Source organism: Ensifer sp. NM-2, assembly GCF_003024455.1.
GTDB classification, from domain to species: Bacteria; Pseudomonadota; Alphaproteobacteria; order Rhizobiales; family Rhizobiaceae; genus Ensifer; species Ensifer canadensis.
This window is the reverse complement of record NZ_PVZR01000007.1, coordinates 268,669-283,166: the sequence shown is the minus strand read 5'-3', so window position 1 is coordinate 283,166 and position 14,498 is coordinate 268,669. Positions and strand designations below refer to the sequence as shown.

Genomic DNA, 14,498 nt, shown 5'->3' with positions numbered 1-14,498 from the left:
CTCCCGCTCAGTTTGCGGCATGGGCGGCAGCCCACACCTTTTGCGGCGTCGCCGGCATCGTCAGCCGGTTGTTGCCGATGGCGTCGGTGATGGCGTTGATCAGCGCCGGCGGCGAGCCGATGGCGCCGGCCTCGCCGCAGCCCTTGATCCCGAGCGGATTGTTCGGGCAGGGCGTGTTCGAGGTCGAGACCGTGAATGACGGCAGGTCGTCGGCCCGCGGCATGGCATAATCCATGTAGCTTGCCGTCAAGAGCTGGCCGTTTGCCGGATCGTAGTGAACGCCCTCGAGCAGCGCCTGGCCGATGCCCTGCGCCAGGCCGCCATGCACCTGCCCCTCGACGATCATCGGGTTGATGATGTTGCCGAAATCGTCGGCGGCGACGAACTGGATGATCTTGGTCTGCCCCGTATCGGGATCGACCTCCACTTCGCAGATGTAGCAGCCGGCGGGGAAGGTGAAGTTGGCCGGATCGTAGAACGCGCCCTCTTTCAGCCCCGGCTCCATGCCCGGCGGCAGGTTGTGGGCGGTATAGGCGGCAAGCGCCATCTGGAACCACGGTACCGTCTTGTCGGTGCCGGCGACCTTGAGTTCGCCGTTCTCGATGACGATGTCGCTTTCATCCGCCTCCATCAGGTGGGCGGCGATCTTCTTCGCCTTGGCTTCAACCTTGTCGAGCGCCTTGACGACGGCCGACATGCCGACCGCCCCCGAGCGCGAGCCGTAGGTGCCCATGCCCATCTGCACCTTGTCGGTGTCGCCGTGGACGATGTTGACGCTGTCGATCGGCACGCCGAAGCGATCGGCGACCAGTTGGGCGAAGGTGGTTTCATGCCCCTGCCCGTGGCTGTGCGACCCGGTCAGAACCTCGATGGTGCCGACGGCATTGACTCGGACCTCGGCCGATTCCCAGAGACCGACGCCGGCACCGAGCGAGCCGACCGCCGCCGACGGCGCGATGCCGCAGGCCTCGATATAGCAGCTCATGCCAATGCCGCGCTTCATCCCGCGTTTAGCGGCTTCCGCCTTGCGGGCAGCAAACCCGTTCCAGTCGGAGGCCTGCATCGCGGCATTGAGCGAGGTTTCGTAATCGCCGGCATCGTAATTCATGATGACGGGCGTCTGGTGCGGGAAGGTGCGGATGAAGTTGATCCGCCGGAGTTCCGCCGGCGAAACTCCAAGCTCTCGCGCCGCCGTCTCCATGGTGCGCTCCAGGAGATAGGTCGCTTCCGGGCGGCCAGCGCCGCGATAGGCATCGACCGGGGCAGTGTTGGTGTAGACGGTGCGCACATTGGCGTGGATCGCCGGTATGTCGTACTGGCCCGACAGGAGCGTCGCATAGAGATAGGTCGGCACCGACGAGGAGAACAACGACATGTAGGCGCCGAGATTGGCAACCGTATCGACCTTCAGCCCGATGATCCGGTTGTTGGCATCGAACGCCATCTTCACCTTCGAGTGGTGGTCGCGGCCATGCGCATCGGTCAGGAAGGCTTCCGTGCGGTCGGAGGTCCATTTCACCGGCACGCCGGTACACTTGGAGGCCCAGAGACAGACGACCTCTTCCGGATAGATAAAGATCTTCGAGCCGAAGCCGCCGCCGACATCCGGCGCGATGACACGCAGCTTGTTTTCGGGCGCGACATTATAGAACGCGCTCATCACCAGCCGCGCCACATGCGGGTTCTGGCTGGTGGTGTAGCAGGTGTAGTGATCGTCGCCGCCATCATAGATCCCGAGCGTGGCGCGCGGCTCCATCGCGTTCGGCGACAGGCGGTTGTTGTGGATAGTGATCTCGGTCACATGCGCAGCCGAGGCGATCGCCTTGTCGGTGGCGGCGGCATCGCCGATCTGCCAGTCGAAGATCAAGTTGTTGGGTGCTTCCGGGTGAAGCTGCGGCTGCCCCTGCTCCAGCGCCTTGGTCGCATCGGTGACGACGGGCAGTTCCTGGTAATCGACGACGACGGCTTCGGCGGCATCCTTCGCTTCCGCAATGCTGTCGGCAACGACGATGGCGACGGCGTCACCGACGTAACGCACCGTCTCGTGCGCGAGCGGCCGCCAGGCGCCCATCTTCATCGGCGATCCGTCCTTGGAATGGATCATCCAGCCGCAGATGAGATTGCCGATACCGTCGGCGAGCAGTTGCTCGCCGTCGAGCACGCCGATCACGCCGGGCATGGCCTTGGCCGCCGCCGCGTCGATCGACTTGATCTTCGCATGCGCATAGGGACTGCGCACGAAGATCGCATATTTCATGCCCGGCACCGACATGTCGTCCGTATAGCGCCCCTTGCCGGTCAGGAACCGTTTGTCTTCCTTGCGCGCCACCCGCGCGCCAATACCTTCAACGCCCATTGCCGATCTCCTCCCGAGATATCCAGCGAAAGTCCTGCGGTGAAATGTGATCGCGGCGAAACGTCATCGCCGCGGGCCGGACTTCATTCGGCAGCGACGCGGGCGCCGCCCATCTCGGCTGCCGCCGCAAGGATCGCCTTGACGATGTTGTGGTAGCCGGTGCAACGACAGATATTGCCGTCGAGTTCGGCGCGCACGGTCGCCTCATCGAGCTGCCCGCCATGCCGGCGGATCATGTCGACCGCTGTCATCACCATGCCGGGTGTGCAGAAACCGCATTGCAGGCCATGATTGGCCTTGAAGGCGGCCTGCACCGGGTGCAGCTCGCCATTGGCGGCCAGTCCTTCGATGGTGGTGACCTGTGAGCCCGCCGCCTGCGCAGCGAGGGTGGAACAGCTCTTGACCGACATTCCGTCCATATGAACGACGCACGCGCCGCATTGCGACGTGTCGCAGCCGACATGGGTGCCGGACAGCCCAAGGTTCTCACGAATGAAATGCACCAGCAACGTCCGGTCATCACATTGACCGCTCACCTGACGGCCGTTGACCGTCATTGTAATTTTCGCCATTTCGCTCCTCCGGGTGGGTCAATGCCAACACGAGCGCGAACGGTAAGCCGGGTGATGATCTGTTCACGCGACCAGGTACGCGCCAACTGCTATCGATGCCCTTCGCCTCGATATCCCTCCTCCGGGTTCCCGCGGCTTGTTTGTATCATTGTCTTTTTTTGGAATGTCGCAACCGCCCAAGGGTCAGGCGCGATAAAAATTTTGCGTGATGGTTGTGTTAGCTGAAATCGGGCCTTCATGTCCCGTTCAGGAACGATATCATTATGTTGGCGGCGAAGAGAATCCGCCAGACCTCCTGTAGACTTTCACAGCGGCCGGTTTATTTTCTGAATTTGCAAGTTCAAGTGGAGAAAGACATCTCGTCTTTGCGCCAATCACTCAGGGACGGACGAGGCGACAGGCTGAAATCCGTAGAGATCGGAGAGAACAATAATGAAGAAAGCCATCGCACTTGTGCTGGTTGCGTTGTCGGTTGCGAGCTGCACCCAGACTGAAAAGGGTGCCGGCATCGGCGCCGTCTCGGGCGCGATCATCGGCGGCGCGATCACCGGTGACGTTCGTGGCGCAGCTGTGGGCGCTGCGATCGGCGGCGTTTCGGGCGCGGTCATCGGCCATGTCACCGAACAGCCGGGCCAGTGCTACTACCGCGACCGCTACGGCCGCCGCTACATCGACTCCTGCCCGCGCTAAGCCGCAAGGACGGTCGACAACATCGACACGACGTCCACCTGTCAAATGACGGACCGGACGAAACATCGCCCCTCATGGCCACCTGCCGTGAGGGGTTTTCGTTTTCCTGACTGTCTCGGCAATCTGCCGATCAGCCATCAGATCCCGGCAGCCGTATCGAGCGCGCAGGAATCGGGTGGCCCGCGACAACACAATCCTGTCAGCTGCCTCGAAATAGCTTGATCGAGGCCCACTCCATGCTGAAACCGCCTGCAACTACCTTGCCGCCAGCTTTCAAACACATCGCCTGGTCCAACCTGTTTGCGCAATTCTCCGAGCAAATCGCCTTGGCCGCAGCACCGCTTGCGGCAGTCCTTCTGCTTTCGGCTGGCCCCGCGGAATCGGGCTGGCTGCAGATGGCCCAGACGCTGCCGTTTCTGCTGCTCTCCATTCCGGCCGGCCTGCTCGTCGACCGCGCCTCGCGGCGAATGCTAATGGTCTTCTCGGAAATGCTGCGTGCCCTCTCCCTGGTCGCCACTCTGCTTTTGATTGCGAGCGGTATGCTCACCCTGCCGCTTCTGGCGATCATGGGTTTTGTCGGCGCAATCGGAACGGTCTGCTACAGTGTCGCCGCCCCGGCATTGATCCCGGCCATCGTTCCGCGCACGCAGCTCGCCGACGCCAATCGCTGGCTGGAGCTTGCCCGCAGCCTCGCCTATTCCGGTGGTCCGGCAATCGGCGGAGCAATCATCGCCTGGACCGGTGCCTCGCTCGCCTATGTTGCGGCCACCACGCTCTCCCTTCTCGCCGTCGTGCTGCTCGCCGGCCTTCGCGAACAGGAGCAAGCGGCCGGGCCGCAACGCAATCTGCTTGATGACCTGATCGAAGGCGCACGCTTCCTTGCCGGCCATGCACTCCTGCGGCCGATACTTGTCACCGCGGTCGTGTTCAACACATCCTGGTTCGTGCTGCAGGCGGTCTATGTCGCCTATGCTGTCCGCACACTCGGACTGACGGCAACGGGCGTCGGTGTCACGCTCGGCATCTATGGAGCCGGAATGATGATCGGAGCCTATGCCGCCCCGACACTTGCGCGCCGTATCCCCTTCGGCGTCATGATCGCGCTCGGTCCGCTCGGTGGTCTGCTCGCCGCCGTCGTCATGCTGCTGACGGTCTGGTTCCCCCTCGGCGCGCTTGCGGGAGTGAGCTTCTTTCTCTTCGGTGCGGGGCCGATTCTCTGGTCGATCGCCACCCTCACGCTCAGGCAGGCCATCACCCCAAACGCGATGCTGGGGCGGGTTTCAGCCTTCATTACCACGGCGACATTCGGCGCAAGGCCGATCGGCGCGGCGCTCGGCGCTCTCGTCGCCACCCACTTCGGCGTCAAGGCTTGCCTCGTGGTCGCGGCGACCGGGTTCCTCATCCAGTTCCTGGTGATCATCGCCTCCCAGGTTCCCCGTTTGCAGGGCCTGCCCGAACCGGCTTGACCCCATTCAACCGCATCAGCGCGACCATCTGACACCCCGCAAACGGCAATCCCGAGCACGGAGCCACCGCCGACGTTGTGGCGGCGGCGCCCGGTTTTTGTGCTGCGTTGACAACATTCCGGCTCTTTTTCAGGGAAATCGACCCGGAATCTGGGCCTCAGGGGTGGATGCGGCCGGCCGTCATCGTTAACAGATGGAAAACCTTAGGCATGCAATAGTGACCCCGCCGCATGAAGGCAGTTTGTATTGGGTCGCCTTAAGACGGGATGCGGAAGCGAATGTCCCCACCACGGTCGAGTATTGCGTACTGGAAGGCAGCGACTGCGCTCGCCGTTGCCGCCTCGTGCGCGCTCGGCCCGATGTCCGTCACCAAGGCCTATGCGTTCAAGATCTTCGGCATGAAGTTTTTCGAGGGTGACGAGGACGCGGCCCAGGTCATCGACCCCGTCAACTACACCCTCACCTTCGACGCCGGTACCGACGACAAGGAATTGAAAGAGGCGCTTGAGAACAGCTCGCAGCTGGTCCAGGGCCAGGAAAAACCGGTTTCAGGCAACCTTGGCCTTGCGATCCGCGCCCGCGACGACCGCGACCGCCTGCTGGCGGCACTCTATGAGAAGGCCCGATACGGCGGCACCGTCGCAATCCAGATCAATGGTCAGGACATCGACAGCCTGCCACCCGATCCATCTTTCCCTGACGGCAAGGCCATACCCGTCACCGTCAGGGTGACGCCGGGCCCGGTGTTTTCGCTAGGCTCGGTCAAGTTCGAAGGCGACGCCGCCGGCCTCAATCCCGCCGACTACGATCTCGCGCTCGGAACCCGGGCGGATTCGACGCGGATCATCAAGGCCGGCGAAAAGGTCGTCAACGATCTGCGCGAGCAGGGACGGCCGCTTGCCAAGCTGACCGAGCGCAGCGTCGTTGCCGATCATGCAGATTCGACCGTCGACGTGGTGATATCAGCCGAAAGCGGGCCGGTGGCGCCCGTTGGCGAAGTCAGCGTTTCCGGAACCAAGACCGTCGATCCGGGGTTTGTTCGCGATTATTCGCGGCTCAACGAGGGCCGCCCCTATTCGCCCGAGGACATCCGCAAGGCGTCCGAGCGGCTGCGTCAACTCGGCGTGTTCTCGAGCGTGACCATCAAGGAAGCCAACACGCTTTCGCCCGACGGCTCGATCCCGATGAAGATCGAGGTGTCCGAGGGCAAGCACAAGTATTTCGGCTTCGGCGCCCAGGTCTCGACCACGGACGGTCTCGGGCTTTCCGGCTACTGGGGACACCGCAATCTGTTCGGCCGTGCGGAATCGCTGCGTGTCGAGGGCTCGATCGACCGTATCGGCGAGACCCAGGAACTCGATAAGCTCGACTATTCCGCGGGCATCCTCTTTGCCAAGCCCGGCGCCTTCGGTCCGGCCTCGACCTTCACCGCAAGCCTCAAGGCCAACATCCAGGATCCCGATGCCTATCGCGCCAAGATCCTGACCGGTGCGGCCGGCGCCACATTCGAACTGTCGCCGACCGACACCTTTTCCGGTGGCGGCGAGCTGAGCTGGGCGAATATCGACGACGCCTTCGGCTCCAATTCCTACCTGACAGCTGCCATTCCGCTCGAATATGTGCGCGACACCCGCGATGACAAGCTGAACGCGACCGAGGGCTACCGGGCGTTGGTCAACGCCAAACCAAGCTACGAGATCAAGGGCCAGACCTTCTTCTCGTCCTTCGAAGCAGCGGCATCGGGTTACCAAGCGCTCGGCGACGAGAAGCGTTTCGTTCTTGCCGGCAGGATCGGTGCGGGCGTTCTGGTCGGCGGCGACGGCCTTGCCGACATACCGGCAAACCGCCGCTTCTATCTTGGCGGAGGCGGCTCGGTGCGCGGTTATTCCTACCAGGAGATCAGCCCGCGCAACAGCAACAACGACGAGACCGGCGGACGCTCCTATGTCAACACTTCGGTCGAGGCGCGCATCGCCATCACCGACACGATCGGCATCGTGCCCTTCATCGACGCCGGCACCGTGTCTGCCAGCACCACGCCCGATTTCTCCGACATTCGCGCCGGCGCCGGCATCGGCCTTCGCTATCAGACGCCGTTCGGACCGATCCGTCTCGATGTGGCGATGCCGCTCAACAAATATCCCGGCGGCACCAGCTACGGCATCTATGCCGGTATCGGCCAATCCTTCTGATCCGCGCCGGTTCCAGCCGATTTCTGCGCCGCAGCCGGCAAATTTCGCACGAGCGCCCGGAGTTTCTGCCTGCAAAGATTCCGCAGCGACACAAGTTGCGTTATGGGTAGATCATGAATCACGTCGTCCGCTTCCTTCGCGCGACGCTGCGCTATTGCCTTTATGTGCTTGGCGCGCTTGCGGTCGCAGCTCTTCTCCTCGTCGCCTTCGTCGGCTTCACGACTCCCGGCGCCCGCCTTGTCGCCTGGGCGATCGAGAAATATGCGGCGACCCCGGACCAGATCGTGCGGATTGCCGACCCGAGCCCGCTTCTGACCGGCCAGTTCACCGCCGGCAGCGTGACGCTGTTCGATGGCGAGGGCATCTATGCGGAGGTTCGCGATCTCTCGCTCAACTGGTCGCCCGCGGCCCTCTTGTCCTTCCGCTTCGACGCCGCGGCGATTTCGGCAGGCTCCATCCGCGTCGAGCGCCTGCCGGTGCCTTCGACCGAAACCAAGGAAGTGCGCTCGACCTTCGCGCTTCCGGTCGACGTCAAGATCGATGCGATCGACCTCAAGGAAATCGTCATCGGCAAGGCAATCGCCGGCGAGGACCAGTTCCTGACGGCGAGCGGCAAGGTAAACGCCACCAACGAGAGCATCGCGCTCGCCATAACGGCGGCCCAGCGCGACCGGCCCGAGGCCCGTGCCGTTGCCGACATCGTCTTCAATCCGGCCGGCAACGAACTGAAACTTGAAGCGACCGTCAATGAGCCCGCCAACGGCGTTCTGGCGAAGCTCCTGCGCCTGCCGAACGAACCCGCCGTCAACATCAAGGTAACCGGCGAAGGACCGCTTTCGGACTGGGCCGGCGCCGGGACGGCTGCGCTTGACGGCACCGAGATCCTCAAGCTAGACGGCCGTCACGTCCAGTCTACCGATGGCATGCATCGGCTGACGCTTTCCGGCGGCGGCGGCTTCGGCTCGCTGATGCCGCCGGCCTTGCGCCCGATGTTCGAGGGCCAGACCAGCATCGATCTTGCTGCTGCCTTCGACGGCAAGGGCATGGTGCGCGTCGACAAGGGGCACGTGGCGACCGGCGCGCTTGCCTTCGCCGCCTTCGGCACCTTCGACAGCAAGGGCGAGAACAATCTGCAGGCAAGGCTCGCCGGTACCAATGGCGCCATCGATTTCCGCTGGCCACTGGAAAAGGGCGAGGCCCGCGTCCTGATCAATACCGTTAATCTGTCGCTGATCGGCGATGCCCAATCGGCAATCCTTGACGCGGCCGCCGACGTCGCCTCTGTCGCACTGCCGGACGTGGCCCTCGGCGCCATCAAGCTGTCGGCTGCGAGCGATGGCTTCAACCTGGCGACACAGTCGGGTCCGATCAAGACGACGGTCGAGGTCGGCCAGGTCGGCTTCGACAATGCCGATCTCGTCCGGCTGGTCCAGGCGCCGATGAAGATCGTCGGCGACATCACTGTTGCCAAGGACAGCATCACCTTTGCGCCGGTGACGCTGGAAAGCCCCGGCGTTGGCGGCACCGTCGAAGGCGCCTTCTCGCGCGAAACCAATACGGTTGCCGCGACCTTCAAGCTCTTCACGGTCCCAGGCGCCCTGCCGCCCGCTGCCGCTGCAAAATTCGACGGCACGATTGCGCTTGCCGGGAGCATCAAGACCGGCGCCAACGGCAGCGTCACCGTCGAAAACATCGATCTCAAATCCGGGACGATCGAGGCTGCCGGCTCCGTGGCGCTCGCTGAAGGCAATCTGACGGCGGATCTTAAAGGTGTCCTGCCGGATCTCGGCAAGCTGCTCGCCGACGCCAAGGGCAAGGCCGACTTCACCGCCGCTGTGACCGGACCGCTCGCCGAACTCGGCATCAAGGCGGAACTGTCCTCGAGCGGCGCGACGCTCGCCGGTCGCACGCTCAGCGACCTGACCATCAAGGCCGACGCCACCGCAAACCAGAGCAGCCCGCAGGCCAAGCTGACGGCAACCGGTGCGCTCGACGGTCAACCGATCGACGTGCGTGCCGACGTCGTCTCGAAGGACGGTCGCACATCGATCCCGGTGCTCGAAGCCACGATCGGCGAGAACACGCTCAACGGCGCCATCAACTTCACCCCCGACTTCAAACCCGACGGCACTGTCGATTTCAATCTTCCGGACCTTGGGCTGCTTGCCGCCATGGCCGGCCAGAAGGCGTCCGGAGATCTCTCTGGATCGGCGGCGATCCGGACGGCCAACGGCATCACCTCCATCGTGCTCAAGGCCGGCGGCAGCGGCATCAAGCGCGATGACCTGACGATCGCCAAGCCGACGGCCGACATCACCATTGCCGACCTTTCGGCACTGGCGATCAAGGGCAGCGTCCGGGCAGAGACAATTGCCCAGGGGGCCAACCGGGTTTCCGGATTGAGCCTCGACTTCACCCAGCAGGCCGGCAAGACAGGCTTTGCCATCGACGGCAAGTATGACGGCGGGCCTTTGACGGCGAGGGGCGACCTGACGAGTTCGAACGGGCGCACGGAAATCCGTCTTTCCTCCTTCGGCGCGACGCCGAAACAGATTGCACTAAAGCTCGCGGCGCCGACCGTGATCGCGATCGAGAAGGGCACCGTGCGCCTGAATGCGCTCACGATCCAGGCATCGAAAGGCACGATCGCGGTCAGCGGCACCGCCGGCCAAAAGCTCGATATTACCGCAAAGCTGAACGCCCTGCCGGCAGCCCTGGTCAATGCCTTCGCACCGGGCCTCGGCGCGGAAGGGGCAATCGGCGGCACCGTCGATGTCGGCGGAACGGCGGCAGCGCCGGTCGTCGCCTATAACCTCAAATGGTCCGGCGCCTCGCTGGCAGCCGCGCGCACCGCCGGCGTCGGTGCCTTCGACATCTCGGCCAATGGCAAGTTTGCCAACAACCGCGTGACGCTCGACACCACGCTCTCCGGCGCCGGCGGCCTCGCATTCAAGGGCGGCGGCAATGTCGATATCGGCGGCAACATGCCGATCGCCATGAAGTTCAACGGCAATGTGCCCTTCGCGCTCGTTGCCAACCTGATGGCCCAGCAGGGCTTCACGCTCACGGGCCAGGCCTCCGTCGACCTTTCGATTTCCGGCTCGGCCAAGGCACCGCAGATTGCCGGCACGATCACCACCTCAGGCGGACGCCTTGTCGACGTCCGGCGCAACCTCGCGCTCAACAACCTGACGGCCAACGTGGCGCTCGACGGCAAGCAGGCGACGATCTCCAAGCTTTCCGCCAACCTCGCGACCGGCGGCTCGGTCGAGGTCACCGGCACGGTCGGCACCGTACCCAGCTCCGGCTTTCCGGCCAACCTGATCATCAGGCTCAACAACGCCACCTATGTCGACGGCACGCTGTTCACTGCGCAGCTTGCCGGCGAGATGACCTTGACAGGTCCGCTGGTCGCCACCCCGACACTCGGCGGCAAGGTGACGATCCGCAAGGCAGCAATTACCATTCCCGAGAAACTGCCGACCTCGCTCTCGGCTATCGACATCAAGCACAAGAATGCGCCGGCCAAGGTCAAGCGGATGGCCAGGGACATCCGCAAGGACGAGAAGCCGGCAGGCGCCAATGCCAGCGGCGTCATCGCCTTCAACCTTGGCGTCACGGCCAATCAGGTCTTCGTGCGCGGCCGCGGCATCGATGCCGAACTCGGCGGCGACCTGACGATCCGCGGCACGGCCGTGCAGCCGACCATTTCGGGCGGTTTCGAGATGCGCCGCGGCCGTTTGGAAATCCTCGGCAAACGCCTGACCTTTACCGATGGCACCATCGGCTTCGGTGGCGACCTGATCCCGACACTCAATCTCAAGGCGACATCGACCGCCGGCGCGACGACCATCACCGTCAGCGTCACAGGCCTTGCCAACAATCCGCAGATCACCTTCTCGTCGTCGCCAGCCCTGCCCCAGGACGAAATTTTGGCGCAGCTGATCTTCAACCGCTCGCTGTCCAACCTCTCGGCCTTCCAGATTGCTCAGCTTGCCTCTGCCGTCAGCCAGCTGGCGGGCGGTGGCTCGACCTCGCTGCTCGACGGTCTGCGCAACAAGCTCGGCGTCGACGATCTCGACGTCACCACCGACGAGAACGGCGGCGCCTCGGTGCGCGCCGGCAAGTATCTTAACGACCGCACCTATATCGAGCTGCAGCAAGGCTCGGATTCAGGCTCCAGCAAGGCCGTGATCAATCTCGATGTCGGCAAGGGCGTCAAGCTGAAGGGTGCGGCCGGCGGTGACGGCTCCGCATCGGGCGGCATCTTCTTCGAAAAGGAATATTGAGGCGGCGCGTCATCAATACCGTTTTGACTGACGGCGTGCCTACCTTCGCCACAAAGAATACGCCCGCGGGTCGCTAACGATCCGCGGGCGTATTCTTTGTCGTCTTCCGTCTTCGGACGGCCGGGACGGATCAGTCGTCCGTCACAGCCCCGGGCGAAAATAGATGCCACTGAGCTTGCCGCCGGGGGCAAGCATCAGCCCGCATTCCAGCGTTCCCTTTTCGAAGCGCACGTCATAGACATCCCAACCTTCTTGCAGCACGCCCTTGAACGCCACGCTCTGCAGTGACCCCAGGCGGTCGAGTTCGGCTTTGGCGAGGGGCGCCTGCTCGCGCGCCACCGCTGCGAGCGGCGGCGTCATGCCTTCGTAGTCGGGCTCGCCGCGCTGGTGCTCGGCGATGACGCGGCGAAGCAATGCCTCACTGTCGGGAAACGGGATCTTATCCTTCACGCGCTTCTCCAGGTCGTCGGCAACGGCACGCGCCTTCGTCTCGTCGATGCGTTTCGCCGCCTGTTCGTAGCCGCCCTGATGCAGCACTACGCCTTCCACCTCACCTTGCTCGTTGCGGGTGAAAGAGAGTTGCGCCTGGACGATGCGATAGAAGAACAGGTCATCCGCTTCGGGATAGATTTCGAGCGCATTCTGCCCGGTCAACTGCGCCATCAGTCCGCCCTCGCGGCGGGTGACGCTGAGCACATCGCCGGCCTCGAACTGGAAGTCGCCCACAACAGAGCCGTGTTTTTCGGGATCGAAACGAACCTCGGTTCGAGGCCGTGCCTGCTCATAACGTCGCCACGCGACGGTATCCGGCGATAGGTCGGTCATCCTGGTCTCCTTGGCAAGAGTGATGAGTTCGCTGATAGAGACGGCCCGACCGCTCGATATTTTCTGCAGCGCCGCGCCGATCAGCGACAGGCTGTGCTCGACCCGATCACGCAGATCGACGAGCGCGGATTGCTGGATCGTCAGTGTCTGGCCGAGATCCGGCGCGGCGCCCGCCAGCAACACGGTGATCCGGGTCAGGCTCAGGCCGAGACGCTTCAATGCGAGGATCTCGGTCAGCCGGGCGATTTCCGCAGCGCCATAGAGCCGCCAGTTCTTTTCCGTCCGGCGCGGTGCGATCAGCCCACGATCCTCGTAGACACGCAGCGCCCGCACGGTCAGGCCGAGACGATCGGCACATTCGGCGGCGGACAAAAGGGGATCATGGTTTCGCTTGTCGCTCATGGGAGCCTCCTGGAACTATCTTCTAAGGTATGACCTTAGGTTCGGCTCAAGCGATATTTGGTGTGGGTAGAATCAAGATTTCGCGGAGGATGCTCGCGCTTGGGTCGGGTCGCCATGGATTTTGCACAATTCCGTCCCTACCTGCCCTCTCGCGCAAATTGCATGTTTCCCTAAATCGTATCCGATTTAAGGCTAAAAACATGCAACGGTTCATAGTGCCACAGCGACCTTTGTACGTCGAAAAAGACGCGCGGCGCTGTAGGCCGCAATTTCGGAACAACCCGTATTTTCAGGTGGTTTTTTGTCTCTCCAGCTTCTCGATATCGATCTTCCGCCCACCCTGGCACCGCTGCTCGCAGGTTATGACTGCCGAAAGGATAGCCTCGGCCAGTCAGACTCCAGCGTCTTCCTGTTCGACGCAAAAGACCGCCCGCCCCTCGTTCTCAAGGTCGAAGAGGCCGGTCCCTTTGACGAGCTTGTCGATGAGGCCGAGCGGCTCGAATGGCTGGGCAAGCAGGGAATGCCCTGTCCGCGCGTCGTCGCCCGCGACGTGTACGCGCAAAAGAACTGGCTGCTGATGGAGGCGGTCGAAGGCATCGACCTCGCCTCAAGCACCCTTGCCGCCTCGGAGCAGGTTGTTCTGCTCGCCGAAGCGCTACGCCGCATGCATGCGCTCGATGTCGATGCCTGCCCGTTCGATCACCGGATTGGTGCGCGTGTCGCGATCGCCAGGCTGCGTGCAGAAGCGGACCTGGTCGATGAGACCGACTTCGACGACGAGCGCCTCGGCAAGACCGCCGACGAACTCTTCGTCGAGCTTCAGGCGCGCATCCCTCAGGAGGGAGAGCCGGTCGTCACCCATGGCGACGCCTGCCTTCCAAACATCATCGTCAGGGATGGCCGCTTCGCCGGTTTCATCGATTGCAGCCGTCTGGGCGTCGCCGACCCCTATCAGGATCTGGCGCTGACCTGCCGCAGCATTGCCTACAATCTCGGGGAGGAATGGGTTCAGCCGTTTCTCGATCTCTACGGCATCCGTCGTGCCGATCCCGAAAAACTCGGCTTCTATTGCCTTCTCGACGAGTTCTTCTGACCTCGGGGAAAGCAAGCGCAGGATGGCCCGCGCCGCCTTATGCGGCGTCGCGGGCCTCGATATTGAGATCGACGATATCGGCATCGCCGAGGTCGATGTCTTCCAGGGCGTTGAACAACGCCCAGATATGGCCGAACGGGTCGATGAAGGCACCGACGCGGTCTCCGGTCGACAGCGTCTCCGCCGGGTTTCTGAGGGCGGCACCCGCCCCGATCGCCCGGCCGATGACCCGGTCGACATCCTTCACATGCAGTTCGAGAATGACCGCCGTCGTGCCGAGCGCATGCGGCGATCTCGGCCCGCCTAGTTTCGGCTCCGCGTCCCGCCGCGGATTGGCACCGGCGATCCGGAAGACGGATTCGCCGATCCTGAGATCGGCGCTGGTTAAAATCCCGCTCGGCCATTCATGCCGTTGCACCAGTTCGGCACCCAGCACATCACGATAAAAGGCAATGGCGCGATCCTCGTCGCCATGCCGGACAAATAGCTTCACACAGATCTGCCGATCGGCCAGCCTGCCGCCATTGATGACCATGACATCCTCCAATCTCGGGTGAGGCGCACATCATATACAAAAACGAGAACAAATCAAGAACGACTGGCGCAAAAACGC

General features: G+C 63.3%; 9 protein-coding genes. 5 read left to right on the top strand and 4 right to left on the bottom strand.

Going from position 1 to position 14,498, the window contains the following annotated elements; translation table 11 throughout:
* Positions 1-7: 7 nt before the first annotated feature.
* Both C6558_RS16890 and C6558_RS16885 read right to left on the bottom strand, forming a co-directional pair.
* Positions 8-2,356, bottom strand: a complete 2,349-nt coding sequence (locus C6558_RS16890) for a xanthine dehydrogenase family protein molybdopterin-binding subunit (protein WP_025425018.1) — start codon at positions 2,354-2,356, stop codon at positions 8-10.
* An 83-nt stretch (positions 2,357-2,439) separates the two neighbouring features.
* Positions 2,440-2,928: a (2Fe-2S)-binding protein gene (locus tag C6558_RS16885; protein ID WP_025425019.1), complete on the bottom strand. Its 489-nt coding sequence runs from the start codon at positions 2,926-2,928 to the stop codon at positions 2,440-2,442.
* A gap of 432 nt (positions 2,929-3,360) precedes the next feature.
* On the opposite strand from C6558_RS16885, the gene C6558_RS16880 reads away from it, so the two are divergent.
* From C6558_RS16880 to C6558_RS16865, 4 genes are all read left to right on the top strand, one after another.
* Positions 3,361-3,618 (top strand): glycine zipper domain-containing protein, encoded by a 258-nt coding sequence (locus C6558_RS16880; protein WP_025425020.1) that lies wholly within the window; start codon positions 3,361-3,363, stop codon positions 3,616-3,618.
* 236 nt (positions 3,619-3,854) lie between these two features.
* A complete protein-coding gene (locus C6558_RS16875; RefSeq protein ID WP_025425021.1) occupies positions 3,855-5,084 on the top strand; it encodes an MFS transporter in 1,230 nt (409 codons plus the stop codon).
* Positions 5,085-5,362: 278 nt separating this feature from the next.
* Positions 5,363-7,276, top strand: coding sequence for an autotransporter assembly complex family protein (locus tag C6558_RS16870; protein WP_025425022.1), 1,914 nt, complete (start codon positions 5,363-5,365; stop codon positions 7,274-7,276).
* Between the two features lie 113 nt (positions 7,277-7,389).
* Positions 7,390-11,565 (top strand): translocation/assembly module TamB domain-containing protein, encoded by a 4,176-nt coding sequence (locus tag C6558_RS16865; protein WP_025425023.1) that lies wholly within the window; start codon positions 7,390-7,392, stop codon positions 11,563-11,565.
* Between the two features lie 141 nt (positions 11,566-11,706).
* Here the strand turns inward: C6558_RS16865 and C6558_RS16860 are convergent, their stop codons facing one another.
* On the bottom strand, positions 11,707-12,792 hold the full coding sequence (locus C6558_RS16860; RefSeq protein ID WP_025425024.1) for a MerR family transcriptional regulator: 1,086 nt from the start codon (positions 12,790-12,792) through the stop codon (positions 11,707-11,709).
* A 301-nt stretch (positions 12,793-13,093) separates the two neighbouring features.
* Here C6558_RS16860 and C6558_RS16855 point away from each other — a divergent pair, with 301 nt between their 5' ends.
* The gene (locus tag C6558_RS16855) at positions 13,094-13,885 is read left to right on the top strand and encodes an APH(3') family aminoglycoside O-phosphotransferase (RefSeq protein WP_025425025.1); all 792 of its coding nucleotides are present in this window, start codon (positions 13,094-13,096) and stop codon (positions 13,883-13,885) included.
* Between the two features lie 37 nt (positions 13,886-13,922).
* On the opposite strand, the gene C6558_RS16850 is transcribed toward C6558_RS16855, so the two are convergent.
* On the bottom strand, positions 13,923-14,420 hold the full coding sequence (locus tag C6558_RS16850) for a VOC family protein (RefSeq protein ID WP_025425026.1): 498 nt from the start codon (positions 14,418-14,420) through the stop codon (positions 13,923-13,925).
* Positions 14,421-14,498: the final 78 nt, after the last annotated feature.